Genomic DNA, 14,224 nt, shown 5'->3' with positions numbered 1-14,224 from the left:
AGCCTTTATTTCGCAAGGTAGTCGTGCACGACTTCGCCGAGGCCGAGCGTGAGGTCGGCGATCAAATGGCGCGCCTCGACGATTTCAAGCACCGGCAAGTCAGCGACGGGCGCAAGCGCGTGAGGCATCAAATGCAGCGCAGCCGGCCCCGTCCAGGCGCCCTTGAGCTGGATATCGGTCAGGTAGTAGCGCACGAGTTCGCACACGCGCGGCGTGCCGTCCACATGCGGCACGATCTTGAGCAGATAGTTCGCGCTCGCAAGACGCTTCGCCTGCTCCGCGAGATCGAGTTCGCGATGCTTGTAACCCATCGTGCCCGTGGCTACGCGCACGGGGCCGTAATCGAGCGTGCCGACCAGCGTGTCCGAGAACGCGCCGAGCTTCGGCGAGGCGAGCTTCTTCGGAAAGCCCCACAGTTCGCGCCCGCCCGCGATGGGCGGATGGTCGTCCAGATACATCGCATGCGTGTAGCTGCCGGGCTTGCCCTCGTAGGTGACCGGAATCACCTGGCCGCTTTCCGTGTAATCGCCGAAACCCGTCGAGTCCGGCATGCGGATGAATTCGTAGCTCACGAGCGGCTCGCCCACTTCGAGCGGTGCGGGGACGACCTTGCGCAGCTTCTCGGGGTCGGTGCGGTAGGTGATGATCAGGAATTCGCGATTGACGAATTTGTAGGGTCCCGGCGGAAATGCGGGATTGGTGAACGGCATCGCGAACGCGTTGGAACGAATGTCCTGCATGGGAATCCTCGACAGGTGATGGATCTATTTAAAATAATTCGGATTGCGAATTTCAATACCCGGACGATCGACGGCATCAGCGCGTGCAGGCCACGCGCGGAAAGCTCAACTTGTCGAACGAAAAGTATAAGTTCCGGGTACGGTACTACGTGCCGCTACTCAAACGGAGTTTGAGTAGGGTTAAAGGATGAGCCAGGAAAGAGAAGCGAATCCCTGATACTGAAGGCGGCGCATGGCGGCGCGTCGCGCGTCGTGCGCCGCGGTGATCGCAGGGCTGCTTTATTTGCCGAGTTCGTGACCGATCACACCACCCGCCACGGCGCCTCCAACCGTGCCGACCGCGCTGCCGTCGGTGGCCTTGTTGCCCACATAACCGCCCGCCGCCGCGCCGCCCAGCGTGCAGCCGGCGGCGCCCAACGTCAGCGCGGCGATGGCGCCGATAAGAACCGCCCGCGCTGCGCCGCTGCCTTTGATGCCGTTGATGCCTTTAAGCCAGTTCATCGTCGTCTCCTGGTCGATGGAATGACTTACCCGCAGCAAACGCCATGCCGCGCGCCGAAAGCACGCGGCGCTCAACCGTGGTGCAGGTGCAGCAGGATCAGCGTGAGCGTGACGAGCGAACCCAGCGTCGAATGCAGGATCGTGCGCCCGGTCACATGCGCCTCGCGGCGGTAATACTCCGCGAGCATGAACGGGCCGGTGCCGGTGGGCAGCGCAGCAAGCAGCACGGCCGTTTCCACGAGTTGCGGCGAAAGGCCAAACACACGATCCGCAAGCCACCACGTCAGCGCCGGCTGCGCCACGAGCTTCGAGAGCGTGATCCACCACGACGATTCGGGCGGCGCATCGCTCTTCGCGCGACGCTCGGCGAGAAAGAGCCCAAGGCTCACGAGCGCGCACGGGCTTGCCGCGCCGCCCAGCAGCTTCAGGAAGGTCTCGGCGCTTGCGGGCAGCGTGACGTGCGCACCCGAGGCGATGGCGCCCAGCGCGGGCGCCACCAGCAGCGGATTGCGCATGAGCGAGCGCACGACCTTGATGAGCAGGCGATGCGGGCGGCGCTCGCTTTGCAGGCCGGTTTCGATCAACACGATGGCGACGGCGAACAGCACGCACACCACGAGGATCGTCGCGATGGTCGTGGGCGTGAGACTCGACGGGCCGAACGCGATCATGCACAGCGGAAAGCCCACATAACCCGTGTTCGGATAGGCAGCGGCGAGGCCGTCGATGCTCGCATCGGCAAGCGGGCGGCGCAGGAAGAGCCGCACGGCCACCACCGCCGCGAACACGATCAGGCCTGCGATGCCGAACGCGGCCATGAAGGCCGGTTGATAAAGTTCGTGCCATGTTGCGTGCGCAAGAATGTCGAACAGCAACGCAGGCAGCGCGAGCCAGACGACGAAGCGGTTCAGTTCCGAGGCCGCCGCGGGGCCAAGCACGCCCAGGCGGCGACAGGCAAAACCGGCGAAGATCAGGCCGAAAACGGGAAGCAGGATAGAGACAGCGGAGAGCATCGGATATAGCGGTAAAAACAGCGCCGCGCTGGAGGTGCGCGGCGCTATGGGTAGTGACGGTCGAGGTGGAAAATCCGGCGATCAGTCCATCGCAGCGTGACCGGCATCGACCGCGCCGCCGCCCGAAGGCCGGATCAGCACGAGCAGCGGGATCACCAGGAGCGTCGCGACGAACATCATCTTGAAGTCGTTGAGGTATGCAATCATCGTCGCCTGCTGCGTGATCGCCTGATTGAGCACGGCCAGATCGTAGCGCGAACCCGCGGCCAGCATCGGCTGCATCAGCGGATTGAACGGCGTGATGTTCGCGGCGAGGTCCGAATGCGCCACCTGCGTGCCGCGCGTAACGAAGGTCTGCACGATCGAAATGCCGATACTGCTGCCGATGTTGCGCATCAGGCTATAGGTCGCCGTGCCGTCCGCGCGCAACTGCGGCGTGAGCGTGGAAAACGTGAGCGCCGACAGCGGCACGAACACGAAGCCCAGACCAAAGCCCTGTATCACGCCCGGCCAGACGATATCCGACACCGACAGCACGATCGTGTACTGCATCATCTGCCAGAGCGCGTAGGCCGATACGACGAAGCCGAACAGCAACATGGCGCGCGCATCGACATGCTTGAGCAGGCGCCCGGCGATCAACATGGCGACCATCGTGCCCGCGCCCGACGGCGCCGTGACAAGGCCGGTGGTGGCGACCGGATAGCCCATGAGATTCTGCAACATGGGCGGCAGCAGCGCGCGCGTGGCATAGAGCACCGCGCCGATCACGAAGATGAAGAAGGTGCCCGTGGCGAAATTGCGGTCTTTCAGCAGTTGATAGCGGAAAAACGTCGTCGGTCCCGAACTTGCCGTATGGACGACGAAGAACGCAAACGCCAGCACGGAAAGCAGCGCCTCGATGCGGATTTCCAGCGAGCCGAACCAGTCGAGTTGTTCGCCGCGATCGAGCAGCGCCTGCAATGCGCCAATCGCCAGCGCCAGCGTGGCGAAGCCGAACAGATCGAAGCGCGACTGGCCGCCCCGCGCCTGCGCGGGCATGAAAGTCGAAACGCCAAACAACGCAAACGCGCCGATCGGCACGTTGATGAAGAACACCCAGCGCCAGTTATAGCTGTCGGTGAGCCAGCCACCCAGCGTCGGGCCCAGCACCGGCCCCACCATCACGCCCATGCCCCAGACCGCCATTGCTTGACCCTGGCGCTCGCGCGGGTTGATGTCCAGCAGGATCGACTGCGAGAGCGGCACCAGGGACGCGCCGAATACACCTTGCAACAGCCGCGAAGCGACGATCTCGCCGAGCGTTTCCGATAGCCCGCACAGCGCCGAGGCCAGCGTGAAGCCCGCGATCGCCACGCCCAGCAACTGCTTGACGCCGAAGCGGTCCGCGAGCCAGCCCGTGAGCGGCGTGGCAATGGCCGCCGCGACAATGTACGAGGTGAGCACCCAGGTGATTTCGTCCTGCGATGCCGATAGCGTGCCCTGCATGTGCGGCAGGGCGACGTTGGCGATCGTGCTGTCGAGCGTCTGCATCAGCGTCGCGAGCATGATCGACAGCGTGATCATGCCGCGGTTCAGGGGCGCGGCCTCGCGTTGCGCGGCCAGGCCATGCGGGACTGCGGTCATCGGCGGATCGGACGGGGTTCGGACGAGGGTTCAAAAATGATAAGCCTGCTTATTATACGAATCGGCCCTCTCCGCGCAATCGGAAAGAATCCGGACCTTCATCGGGACCCGGCGCGCACGTAGTTACACTCCGACACTGCGCGAGCCGCGCCGACAGGCCGCCGCTTATAATTGCGCCATGACTACCGACCTCGAAAAACGCTTCGGCTTCTTGATCGTCGACGTGGGCCGCCTTTATGGCAAGCGTTACGACGAACTGGCGAAGTCATCGCTCGAACTCACGCGCGCGCAGTGCCGCATGATCGCCTATCTCGCCCACTACGGCCCCATCAATCAGGCGAGCCTTGCCGAGCGGCTCGAAGTCGCGCCGATCTCGGCGGGCAGGCTGCTGGAACGCATGGAGGAAAGCGGCTGGGTCGTGCGCGAGGCCAACCCGGATGACCGGCGCGAGTTGCGGGTGAGCCTCACGCCGAAAGCCGCGGGCGTGCTCACGTCCGCGCGCCGCGTGGGCGACGAAGTGCAGAACGAGGCCCTGGCAGGCTTCACGCCGGAAGAAGCCGAGCAGTTCGGCGAGATGCTTCAGCGCGTGCGCGCCAATCTCGGACTGCTGGTCGAACGTTAAGCTGTCGCCGCCGCACGCGCGGCGGCGACAGCTTAATCAGTTGTACTTTATTTTCCCGCGACCTTGCGCTGCCGCCACAGGCACAGCAGATCGCAGGCGAGATGCGCGGCGGCCAACGCCGTGATCTCGCTCTGATCGTAGGCAGGCGCCACTTCCACGACGTCCGCGCCCACCAGATTCAACGCCTCCAGTCCACGCACGATCGCCAGCGCCTGCGCCGACGACAGGCCGCCCGCCACCGGCGTACCGGTGCCGGGCGCGAATGCCGGGTCGAGGCAGTCGATATCGAAGGTCAGATACGCAGGGCGCTCGCCCACGATCTCCAGAATGCGCTCGCGCGCCGCGCGCGGGCCGTGTTCGTGGACCCACGCGGCATCCAGAATATTGATGCCGAGAAAGTCGTCGTTCCACGTGCGGATTCCGACCTGAACCGAGGTCTTCGGATCGATCAGCCCTTCTTTCACGGCCTTGTAGAACATCGTTCCGTGGTTGAGGCTGTCCGGATGATCGTCGGGCCAGGTATCGCAGTGCGCGTCGAAGTGGATCAGCGAAAGCGGCTTGCCGTATTTTTCCGCGTGCGCGATCAGTAGCGGCAAGGTAATGAAGTGATCGCCGCCGAAGGTGAGCATCCTGGCGTTCGAGCGCAGGATCGTGCGCGCGTGCTCGATGATCGCGGGTTTGATCGAGAGCGGATTGTGGGCGTCGAACCAGCAGTCGCCGTAGTCGGTCACGGCCAGCGTATCGAAGGGATTGAAGCCCCAGGGATACGGATGCAGTTCCGCGAGTTGCACGCTGGCTGCGCGCACTGCCGATGGTCCCAGCCGCGCGCCCGAGCGAAACGTGGTGGCGAGGTCGAGCGGCACGCCGCTGATCGCGACATCGACGCCATCCAGATCGCGTGTGTAATTGCGGCGCATGAACGACAGCACGCCCGCGTAGGTGTTCTCGATGGAAGAGCCATAGAGCGAGCCGCGACGGATCGCGCCGTCACCGTGGATCGTATCGTCCATGAAGTGCCTGCTTTGTATTGATGGGGAAACGAAACGCGTGGCGGCGCACCGAAGCGCGCCGCCACGACAGCCCGGCGAAGCGCCTTAGCGCAGCCGCACGAGCGTCGACTTCAGTTCGGTGTACTTCTCGAGTGCATGCAGCGACTTGTCGCGGCCATTGCCCGATTCCTTGAAGCCGCCGAACGGGAAGTTCATGTCGCCGCCTTCGTCGTAGCAATTGACCCAGACCGTGCCTGCACGCAGACGGCGCGCGATGTCATGCGCGTTCGTGAGATTCGAGGTCCACACGGCGGCGGCCAGGCCATAGTCGCTGTCGTTGGCGATGCGCACGGCTTCGTCGATCGTGCTGAACGTGATGACCGAGAGCACCGGCCCGAAAATCTCTTCGCGCGCAATGCGTGCGTCGTGATGGGTGTCGAACACGGTCGGCTCGACATAGAAGCCGCCAGTCGATTCGTTCACGCGCTCGCCGCCCACCAGCAGCTTCGAGTCCTTGCGCCCCGCCTCGATATAGCCGAGCACGCGCTCCATCTGGATCTTGTCGACGATCGCCCCCATCGACACATGCGGGTCGAGAGGATTGCCAGGCTTATACGCCTTCGCCGCTTCGACGAGCTTCGCGAGGAACACATCCTTGATGTCGCGATGCACGAGCAGGCGCGAGCCGGCCGTGCACATTTCGCCCATGTTGTAGAAGATCGCACCCGCCGCCGCGTTGGCGGCACGGTCGAGATCCGGGCAATCGGGCAGCACGATGTTGGGCGACTTGCCGCCCAGTTCGAGCCAGACGCGCTTGAGGTTGGATTGCCCCGCGTACTGCATGATCTGCTTGCCAACGTTGGTCGAACCCGTGAAGGCGATGCAATCGACGTCGCGATGCAGGCCCAGCAGCTTGCCAGCTTCGCCGCCGCCCGGCAGCACGTTGAACACGCCTGCGGGGATGCCCGCTTCGTGCGCGAGCTGCGCCACGCGAATGGCCGTGAGCGGCGACTTTTCCGAAGGCTTGAGCACGACGCTATTGCCCGCCGCGAGCGCCGGACCGAATTTCCACGATGCCATCAGGATCGGGAAATTCCACGGCACCACGGCCGCGACCACGCCGATCGGCTCGCGCGTGACGAGGCCCACCAGATGGTGATCGGCGGGCGCGACTTCGCCGCCCACCTTGTCGATGGCTTCCGCGAACCATTCGACGCAATAGGCCGCGCCCGGCACGTCCACCGACGTGGTATCGCCGATGGGCTTGCCCGCATCGAGCGTTTCAAGCAGCGAAAGCTCGTCGAGATGCTCGCGCATGAGCGCGGCCCAGCGCAGCAAAATGGCTTTGCGCGCGCGCGGATTCAGGCCCGCCCACACGCCGTCGTTGAACGAGCGACGCGCGGCGGCAACGGCCGCGTCCACATCGGCGGCGCCGCAGTCCGCCACGTTCGCGAGCACGCGGCCGTCGATCGGGCTCACGCAATCGAACGTGCGGCCCGAGTAGGCGTCGCGATACGCGCCGTCGATAAATGCGCGGCCTTCGATCGACAGCGTCGCGGCCTTGTCCTGCCAATAAGCGAGAGTTTTCTTTTCCATCAGGATGCCTCAATGATTGACGATTCGTCTGACCTGTCGCATCGACCGCATCTGTCGCGCACGCCGCTCAAATACAGCGGACGCAACGCGATGCGTAACGAAGCGACGGCAGCAGGCGAACCGGATACGCGCGTTTGCGAAACCTGCGAAGTGGGCGAAAGAACCTAGAACGTGGGCGGCGAATTCGCCGACACCACTTCGCAGACTTCGTTTTCGCTGGGATTGCGAAACCGGTGCGGGAAGCGGCTTTCGAAGTAATAGCTGTCGCCGGGGTCGAGCAGCCAGGTGGTGCCGTCCACGGTCAGTTCGATTTGCCCTGCCACCACGACGCCGCCTTCATGCCCCGCGTGGGAGAGCATTTCCGGCCCCGTGTCGGCGAGCGGTTGATAGACCTCGCGCAGGATCCCCATGTTGCGGTCCTTCACGTGCGCGCCTGCAAGATAGAACTCGATGGACGCGTTGCCGAGGTTCGGCATCTCGCCGCGCCGCGAGACCACGCTCGCGCCCTCGTTGAGATCAAATGTGAAGAATTCAGCAAGGCTCATCGGAATGCATTCGAGGAGCTTCTTGAGCGAGCCCACCGAGGGACTGACACGACTTTGCTCGATAAGCGAAATCGCGCCATTCGTGACGCCCGCGCGCTTGGCCAGCTCGCGTTGCGACAGCCCATAGCGCTTGCGCACGTAGCGCAGACGCGTGGCAACTTCAGACGAAACAGATACGGACTCGGACACGATTGGAGAACCGGTTGGGTCAGGAAACACTCGGAAAACACGCAGAAAGCGCACGCAGGAACCCGACGAAATAGAACACGGCGGGGCGGTGGCGTGTTGAATATTCTAATCAGTTTGTTTTTTTTTGCGTCAGTACTAACCCCTGTAAGTTATTCGAAATATAGACACAGTACGGGATATTTCGCACTGCGCGACGTTTGCAGGCGTCTTGGGGAAAGTGCTGACATAAAAAACGTAAAAAAATAATTGACGGCCTTTTTGGCTCGTATATGCTGAAACACAGGTCGATCGAACGATGAAAAGCGCATTACATTGCTCTGCAACACGCGATCAATGCTCGATACATCGAATGACACCTATGTGTCGGTGCCGATAAGCGCAGTTTCCATGCCGCGCGTCGAAATCGAACAGTGATCAACAAACTCCAGTCGAGTGTATTTGTGAGAGTCCGTGGCCCTCTGGTGAGATGGGATCGAAGTCATGCGAGGTGTCTTCGCAGTGACTGCGCCGCCATCGCCGATGGCAGTAGCGGCAGGCTTGCCTCTCGCCTGCTTCTGCCTGTCGTCACAATCCTTTCCCGTCGGTCCGTCCGCCGCCATAACGCCGTCTCCGCACGCGCCTTTATCGCGGTACACACCGACGAAGTCGCGTCGCTGCTGCCCTAGCGCCTCTCCTTCCTGCGCCGTTCGTTTCATTCGCCGTCGTTTGCGAGCGAGTTGTATCGCTGCGCGCCGACGATGTGGATGCGCACGCCTGAACACCGTCGCGCCCCACAACGGCAGAAAACGAACCGCGTACATGATCTCCACGCGCAGCGCGATCCGTTAGCGCCGCTACGCTCCGTACCTCAAGGTTTGCCGCCGTGTGTCCTGCACGGTTGCAAGGTCATGTCACGCCTGAAGCATCGCTGCCAATCGGATTCACACGCGATGCAACGGGAAGAATGAATAAGACGTTAGTCATGCGAACCAAACCATTGATTGGAGTTACCGCCGATCGCACGATGATGGGGCCGCACGCGTCGCACGTGGCGGGCGAGAAGTACATCGCCGCAGCCGTCGACGGTGCGAACGGGCTCGCGTTCGTGCTGCCCGCGCTGGGTGAGCGGCAGGCTACGGCGGACATTCTGGACGCCGTGGACGGCCTGCTCTTCACGGGCAGCTATTCGAACGTCGAGCCCCACCGTTACGGCGGTCCGGCAAGCGCCGCGGGCACGCTGCACGATCCCGCACGCGATGCCACGACGCTGCCGCTGCTGCGCGCGGCCATCGACGCGGGCGTGCCGGTACTCGCCATCTGCCGCGGCTTTCAGGAAATGAACGTGGTATTCGGCGGCACCCTGCATCAGGCAGTGCATGCGGTGGACGGTTTCAACGATCATCGCGAAGACAAAGCCAATCCGCTCGAGACGCAATACGGTCCCGCGCACACCATCGCCCTCAAGGAAGGCGGACTGCTGCACACACTCACCGGCGGCCAACACGAAGCTCAGGTGAATTCGCTGCACGGCCAGGGCATCGACACGCTAGGCCAGGGACTCGTTGCGGACGCAGCGGCCCCGGACGGTTTGGTCGAAGCGATCACCGTGGCCAACGCGAGCGGCTTCGCGCTGGGCGTGCAATGGCATCCCGAGTGGCTGCACGCGCAAAACGCCCTTTCCACCGCTATCTTCCGCGCCTTTGGCGACGCCTGCCGCGAACGCATGCTGGCTCGAATACCAGGCGGGGCCGCACGCCCCGCGCGCGTACATGCCGCGCAGGTCTGACGCCGGCCCACACAGAACAGAGAGAACGAAAATGCACGACATCGACGAATTCCTGAAGAAGCACCACATCACCGAAATCGAAGCGATCATTCCGGATATGGCCGGCATCGCACGCGGCAAGATCATTCCGCGCAGCAAGTTCGAATCGGGTGAATCCATGCGCCTGCCGCAGGCCGTGATGATCCAGACCGTCACGGGCGACTACCCGGAAGACGGCAGCCTCACCGGCGTCACCGACCCGGACATGGTCTGCGTCCCGGATGCTTCGACGATCCGCATCATTCCGTGGGCCACCGACCCGACCGCCCAGGTCATTCACGACTGCGTGCACTTCGACGGCTCCCCCGTTGAAATCTCGCCGCGCCGCGTGCTGCGCCGCGTGCTCGAACTCTACGAAGCCAAGGGCTGGAAGCCGATCATCGCGCCGGAACTGGAGTTCTATCTCGTCGACATGAACAAGGATCCGGATATTCCCCTCGCGCCGCCGATCGGCCGCACGGGCCGTCCGGAAACGGGTCGCCAGGCGTACTCGATCGAAGCGGTCAACGAATTCGATCCGCTCTTCGAGGACATCTACGAGTACTGCGAAATCCAGGACCTCGAAGTCGATACGCTGATTCACGAAGTCGGCGCCGCGCAGATGGAAATCAACTTCATGCACGGCGAACCGCTCGGCCTCGCCGACCGCGTGTTCCTCTTCAAGCGCACCGTGCGCGAAGCAGCGCTGCGTCACCATATGTACGCCACGTTCATGGCGAAGCCGATGGAGAACGAGCCGGGTTCGGCCATGCACATCCACCAGAGCCTCGTGTCGGCGGAAAGCGGGCAGAACCTCTTCACCGGCGCGGACGGCAAGCCCACGGACATGTTCCATGCGTACATCGCAGGCCTGCAGAAGTACACGCCGGCGCTGATGCCGATCTTCGCGCCGTACATCAATTCGTATCGCCGCCTGTCGCGTTTCATGGCCGCGCCGATCAACGTGGCATGGGGTTACGACAATCGCACCGTGGGCTTCCGCGTGCCGTATTCGTCGCCGGCCGCGCGCCGCGTGGAGAACCGCATTCCGGGCGTGGACACGAACCCGTACCTCGCGATCGCCGCGACGCTCGCGGCCGGCTATCTCGGCATGACGCAGCATCTCAAGCCGACCGAGCCGCTCGTGAGCGACGGCTACGAATTGCCCTACCAGTTGCCGCGCAACCTCGAAGAAGGCCTCACGCTCATGGGCGCTTGCGAGCCGCTCAACGACATCCTCGGCGAGAAGTTCGTGCGTGCCTATCTGGCGCTCAAGGAAACCGAATACGAAGCGTATTTCCGCGTGATCAGTTCGTGGGAACGCAAGCACCTGCTGCTGCACGTGTAATAGAAAGGAGACATTGAAAATGAGCTATCGGATCGACGCCCCCGCAAGCGCCCTGCAGGAAGTGCCGACGACGCTGCGCGCGCAAGCCACGCGCGGCGCGCGCACCACGGCCGAATATCGCGCGCTCGACGCGGCACATCACATCCATCCGTTCTCGGACATGGGCTCGCTCAACAAGAGCGGCAGCCGCGTGATCGTGAAGGCCAAGGGCGTGTACCTTTGGGACTCGGAAGGCAACCAGATCATCGACGGCATGGCCGGTCTCTGGTGCGTGAACGTAGGCTATGGCCGCAAGGAACTGGCCGACGCCGCGTACACGCAGATGCAGGAACTGCCGTACTACAACACCTTCTTCAAGACCACGCACCCACCCGTGATCGAGCTTTCGGCGCTGCTCGCCGAACTCTCGCCCGAGCCGTTCAATCACTTCTTCTATTGCAACAGCGGCTCGGAAGGTAACGACACGGTGCTGCGCATCGTGCATCAATACTGGCTCACGCAGGGCAAGCCGTCGAAGAAGGTCGTCATCTCGCGCAAGAACGGTTATCACGGTTCGACCATCGCGGGCGGCACGCTCGGCGGCATGGGCTATATGCACGAGCAGATGCCCTCGAAAGTCGAGAACATCGTTCACATCGATCAGCCGTATTTCTACGGCGAAGCCGAAGGCAACATGACGCCCGAGGAATTCGGCCTCGCGCGCGCCCAGCAACTCGAAGCGAAGATCCTGGAAGTGGGCGCGGAGAATGTCGCCGCGTTCATCGGCGAACCGTTCCAGGGCGCGGGCGGCGTGATCTTCCCGCCTTCGACCTACTGGCCGGAAATCCAGCGTATCTGCCGCAAGTACGACATCCTGCTGTGCGCCGACGAAGTGATCGGCGGCTTCGGGCGCACGGGCGAATGGTTCGCGCATCAGCACTTCGGCTTCGAGCCGGACCTCATCACGATGGCCAAGGGCCTCACGAGCGGCTATGTACCGATGGGCGCCGTGGGTCTGCATGACCGCGTGGCGAAGGCGCTGATCGAGAACGGCGACTTCAATCATGGCCTCACGTACTCGGGCCATCCGGTTGCGGCGGCCGTGGCGGTGGCGAACCTCAAGCTGCTGCGCGACGAGAAGATCGTCGAGCAGGTGAAGACGGATACCGGCCCGTACTTCCAGCAGCGCCTGCGCGAAACCTTCGCGAATCATCCGATCATCGGCGACGTTTCGGGCACGGGTCTGGTGGCCGGTCTGCAACTCGCCGAAGATCCCAAGGCGCGCAAGCGCTTCGCGAACGGCGGCGACGTGGGCACGATCTGCCGCGACTTCTGCTTCAACGGCAACCTCATCATGCGCGCCACCGGCGACCGCATGCTGCTCTCGCCGCCGCTCGTCATCACGCGCGGCGAGATCGATGAAATCGTGTCGAAGGCGAAGAAGGCCATCGACGCAACCGCGCAACAACTGGGACTTTCATAACGCTGCAACTGTATGGGCCGGCGGCGCACAACGGGGTGCGGGCGCCGCCCGCCGACCTTCATCATCTGGGGAAATCAACATGAGTGTCAGACATCTTCGTCATGCCGTCGCACTGGCCGCGCTTACCGTCTGCGCGGGTCTCACGGCGACTTCGAGCCAGCCGGCTCGCGCCGCGGACGACGCACTGAACGTCTATAACTGGTCCGACTACATCGCGAAAGACACGATCCCGAACTTCGAAAAGCAGACGGGCGTTCACGTCAAGTACGACAACTACGATAGCGACGACACGCTGCAGGCCAAGCTGCTCGCGGGCAGCTCGGGCTACGACATCGTGGTGCCGACCTCGAACTACATGGCCAAGCAGATCCAGGCCGGCGTGTACCAGAAGCTCGACAAGTCCAAGCTCCCCAATCTTTCGAACCTCGATCCGCTGCTCATGCATATGATCGGCGATGCCGATCCGGGCAATCAGTACGGCGTGCCCTGGGCGTACGGCACCGACGGCGTCGGCTACAACCAGGAAGCGATCGAAAAGGCGCTGGGCACGAGCGCGCCGGTGGATAGCTGGGCACTGATCTTCGATCCGCAGTACCTCTCGAAGCTCAAGGGCTGCGGCGTATCGTTCCTCGATCAGGCGGTCGACGCCTTCGCGGCCACGCTGCAGTACATGGGCAAGAACCCCAACAGCACGAACCCGGCGGATTACCAGGCTGCCTTTGAAGTGCTGAAGAAAGTCCGCCCGTACATCACGCAGTTCAACTCGTCGGGCTACATCAACGACCTCGTGAATAACGACATTTGCGTCGCGTTCGCCTGGTCCGGCGACGTGGGCATCGCCCACCGTCGCGCCGAAGAAGCCAAGCGCTCGTATCACATCAAGTTCGCCAATCCGAAGGAAGGCGGCCTGCTGTGGTTCGACGTAATGGTGATTCCGAAGGATGCACCGCACCCCGAAGCCGCCCTGAAGTGGATCAACTACATCGAAGATCCGAAGGTCAACGCCGCGATCACCAACGAAGTGTTCTATCCGACCGCGAACAAGGCCGCGCGCCAGTTCGTGACGCCGGCGGTGGCGCAGGACCCGACCGTCTATCCGGGCGACGAAGTGCTCAAGAAGATGACGCTGATGAAGCCGATGCCGGCCGACATCCTGCGCCTCGAAAACCGCCTCTGGTCGCAGTTGAAGACGGGCCACTGAGCGCACAACCATCGGGATACCAATAAGAAAGCCGGCGACGACCGGCTGGATCCCGCAGGAGAAGGAAGGAGACAACGCGCGGATGAGGGATCGCTCGACCCCTCTTCGCCAGAAGTCCGCTGTTCGAAGTCCGGCTGAGCGCGCCGCCGCTTGTACACGACGGTACACGACGACGCGCCAGTCTCCAACGAGCTCCGTTCGCAGTACTGACGTTGGCGAGTCGCTTACGCGCCCCGTGCGGGACGGCTCATGCCTGCGTTTATATGCGGCGCGCAAGAACGAGCAGTACCGCGATCAGAAAGGAACCAGTTACATCATGAATTCGACGTCCCAAGTCAACGCCTCCGAAGCCGCGCGCGCTGCCGCGACGGCTAATTCCCGCGACGCTTTCGTGCGCATCGAAAACGTCGTCAAGAAGTTCGGCGACAGCACCGCCGTCAACAACGTGAGCCTGAACATCGCGAAGAACGAGCTCTTCGCGCTGCTCGGCAGCTCGGGCTGCGGCAAGTCCACGCTGCTGCGCATGCTCGCGGGTCTGGAAACCGCCACCTCCGGCAAGATCTTCGTCGACGGCGAAGACCTCGCGACGCTGCCGCCCTATCGCCGCCC

The 14,224-nt window shown here is 63.1% G+C and carries 15 protein-coding genes; 8 read left to right on the top strand and 7 right to left on the bottom strand.

Annotation, left to right across the window (positions count from 1 at the left end; genetic code table 11):
• Nucleotides 1–5 precede the first annotated feature (5 nt).
• The 4 genes from B0G62_RS04475 to B0G62_RS04460 all read right to left on the bottom strand — a co-directional run bounded on the left by B0G62_RS04475 (nucleotide 6) and on the right by B0G62_RS04460 (nucleotide 3,880).
• Nucleotides 6–740 (bottom strand): acetoacetate decarboxylase, encoded by a 735-nt coding sequence (locus tag B0G62_RS04475; protein ID WP_103702987.1) that lies wholly within the window; start codon nucleotides 738–740, stop codon nucleotides 6–8.
• 279 nt (nucleotides 741–1,019) lie between these two features.
• A complete protein-coding gene (locus B0G62_RS04470; RefSeq protein ID WP_103702986.1) occupies nucleotides 1,020–1,241 on the bottom strand; it encodes a glycine zipper 2TM domain-containing protein in 222 nt (73 codons plus the stop codon).
• A 71-nt stretch (nucleotides 1,242–1,312) separates the two neighbouring features.
• Complete coding sequence (locus B0G62_RS04465; RefSeq protein WP_103702985.1) at nucleotides 1,313–2,254, bottom strand: AEC family transporter; 942 nt, start codon at nucleotides 2,252–2,254, stop codon at nucleotides 1,313–1,315.
• Between the two features lie 81 nt (nucleotides 2,255–2,335).
• Nucleotides 2,336–3,880 (bottom strand): DHA2 family efflux MFS transporter permease subunit, encoded by a 1,545-nt coding sequence (locus B0G62_RS04460; protein WP_103702984.1) that lies wholly within the window; start codon nucleotides 3,878–3,880, stop codon nucleotides 2,336–2,338.
• A 178-nt stretch (nucleotides 3,881–4,058) separates the two neighbouring features.
• Between B0G62_RS04460 and B0G62_RS04455 the strand changes: the two genes are divergently transcribed.
• Complete coding sequence (locus B0G62_RS04455) at nucleotides 4,059–4,502, top strand: MarR family winged helix-turn-helix transcriptional regulator (RefSeq protein WP_103702983.1); 444 nt, start codon at nucleotides 4,059–4,061, stop codon at nucleotides 4,500–4,502.
• A gap of 47 nt (nucleotides 4,503–4,549) precedes the next feature.
• Here the strand turns inward: B0G62_RS04455 and speB are convergent, their stop codons facing one another.
• Both speB and B0G62_RS04445 read right to left on the bottom strand, forming a co-directional pair.
• The gene (gene speB, locus B0G62_RS04450; protein WP_103702982.1) at nucleotides 4,550–5,512 is read right to left on the bottom strand and encodes an agmatinase; all 963 of its coding nucleotides are present in this window, start codon (nucleotides 5,510–5,512) and stop codon (nucleotides 4,550–4,552) included.
• An 84-nt stretch (nucleotides 5,513–5,596) separates the two neighbouring features.
• The gene (locus B0G62_RS04445) at nucleotides 5,597–7,087 is read right to left on the bottom strand and encodes an aldehyde dehydrogenase (RefSeq protein ID WP_103702981.1); all 1,491 of its coding nucleotides are present in this window, start codon (nucleotides 7,085–7,087) and stop codon (nucleotides 5,597–5,599) included.
• A gap of 12 nt (nucleotides 7,088–7,099) precedes the next feature.
• On the opposite strand from B0G62_RS04445, the gene B0G62_RS31865 reads away from it, so the two are divergent.
• Complete coding sequence (locus B0G62_RS31865; protein ID WP_181315615.1) at nucleotides 7,100–7,255, top strand: hypothetical protein; 156 nt, start codon at nucleotides 7,100–7,102, stop codon at nucleotides 7,253–7,255.
• Here B0G62_RS31865 and B0G62_RS04440 read toward each other — a convergent pair.
• Entirely contained in the window at nucleotides 7,252–7,821 is a 570-nt protein-coding gene (locus tag B0G62_RS04440; RefSeq protein ID WP_103702980.1) for a cupin domain-containing protein, read from the bottom strand. The genes B0G62_RS31865 and B0G62_RS04440 overlap by 4 nt on opposite strands.
• A gap of 440 nt (nucleotides 7,822–8,261) precedes the next feature.
• On the opposite strand from B0G62_RS04440, the gene B0G62_RS32055 reads away from it, so the two are divergent.
• From B0G62_RS32055 to B0G62_RS04410, 6 genes are all read left to right on the top strand, one after another.
• Nucleotides 8,262–8,486: a hypothetical protein gene (locus B0G62_RS32055; protein ID WP_227473059.1), complete on the top strand. Its 225-nt coding sequence runs from the start codon at nucleotides 8,262–8,264 to the stop codon at nucleotides 8,484–8,486.
• A gap of 296 nt (nucleotides 8,487–8,782) precedes the next feature.
• A complete protein-coding gene (locus B0G62_RS04430; RefSeq protein ID WP_103702979.1) occupies nucleotides 8,783–9,586 on the top strand; it encodes a gamma-glutamyl-gamma-aminobutyrate hydrolase family protein in 804 nt (267 codons plus the stop codon).
• A 31-nt stretch (nucleotides 9,587–9,617) separates the two neighbouring features.
• Nucleotides 9,618–10,952 (top strand): glutamine synthetase family protein, encoded by a 1,335-nt coding sequence (locus B0G62_RS04425; RefSeq protein WP_103702978.1) that lies wholly within the window; start codon nucleotides 9,618–9,620, stop codon nucleotides 10,950–10,952.
• Nucleotides 10,953–10,971: 19 nt separating this feature from the next.
• A complete protein-coding gene (locus B0G62_RS04420; protein ID WP_103702977.1) occupies nucleotides 10,972–12,414 on the top strand; it encodes an aspartate aminotransferase family protein in 1,443 nt (480 codons plus the stop codon).
• Between the two features lie 79 nt (nucleotides 12,415–12,493).
• On the top strand, nucleotides 12,494–13,615 hold the full coding sequence (locus B0G62_RS04415; protein ID WP_103702976.1) for a polyamine ABC transporter substrate-binding protein: 1,122 nt from the start codon (nucleotides 12,494–12,496) through the stop codon (nucleotides 13,613–13,615).
• Between the two features lie 316 nt (nucleotides 13,616–13,931).
• On the top strand, nucleotides 13,932–14,224 hold a 293-nt coding region (locus B0G62_RS04410; protein ID WP_146055197.1), incomplete at its 3' end, for an ATP-binding cassette domain-containing protein.

The sequence above is a fragment of the Paraburkholderia eburnea genome, from assembly GCF_002917095.1.
Lineage (GTDB): Bacteria > Pseudomonadota > Gammaproteobacteria > Burkholderiales > Burkholderiaceae > Paraburkholderia > Paraburkholderia eburnea.
Note: the sequence above shows the minus strand (reverse complement) of the source record. Positions and strands in the feature narration are given on the sequence as shown.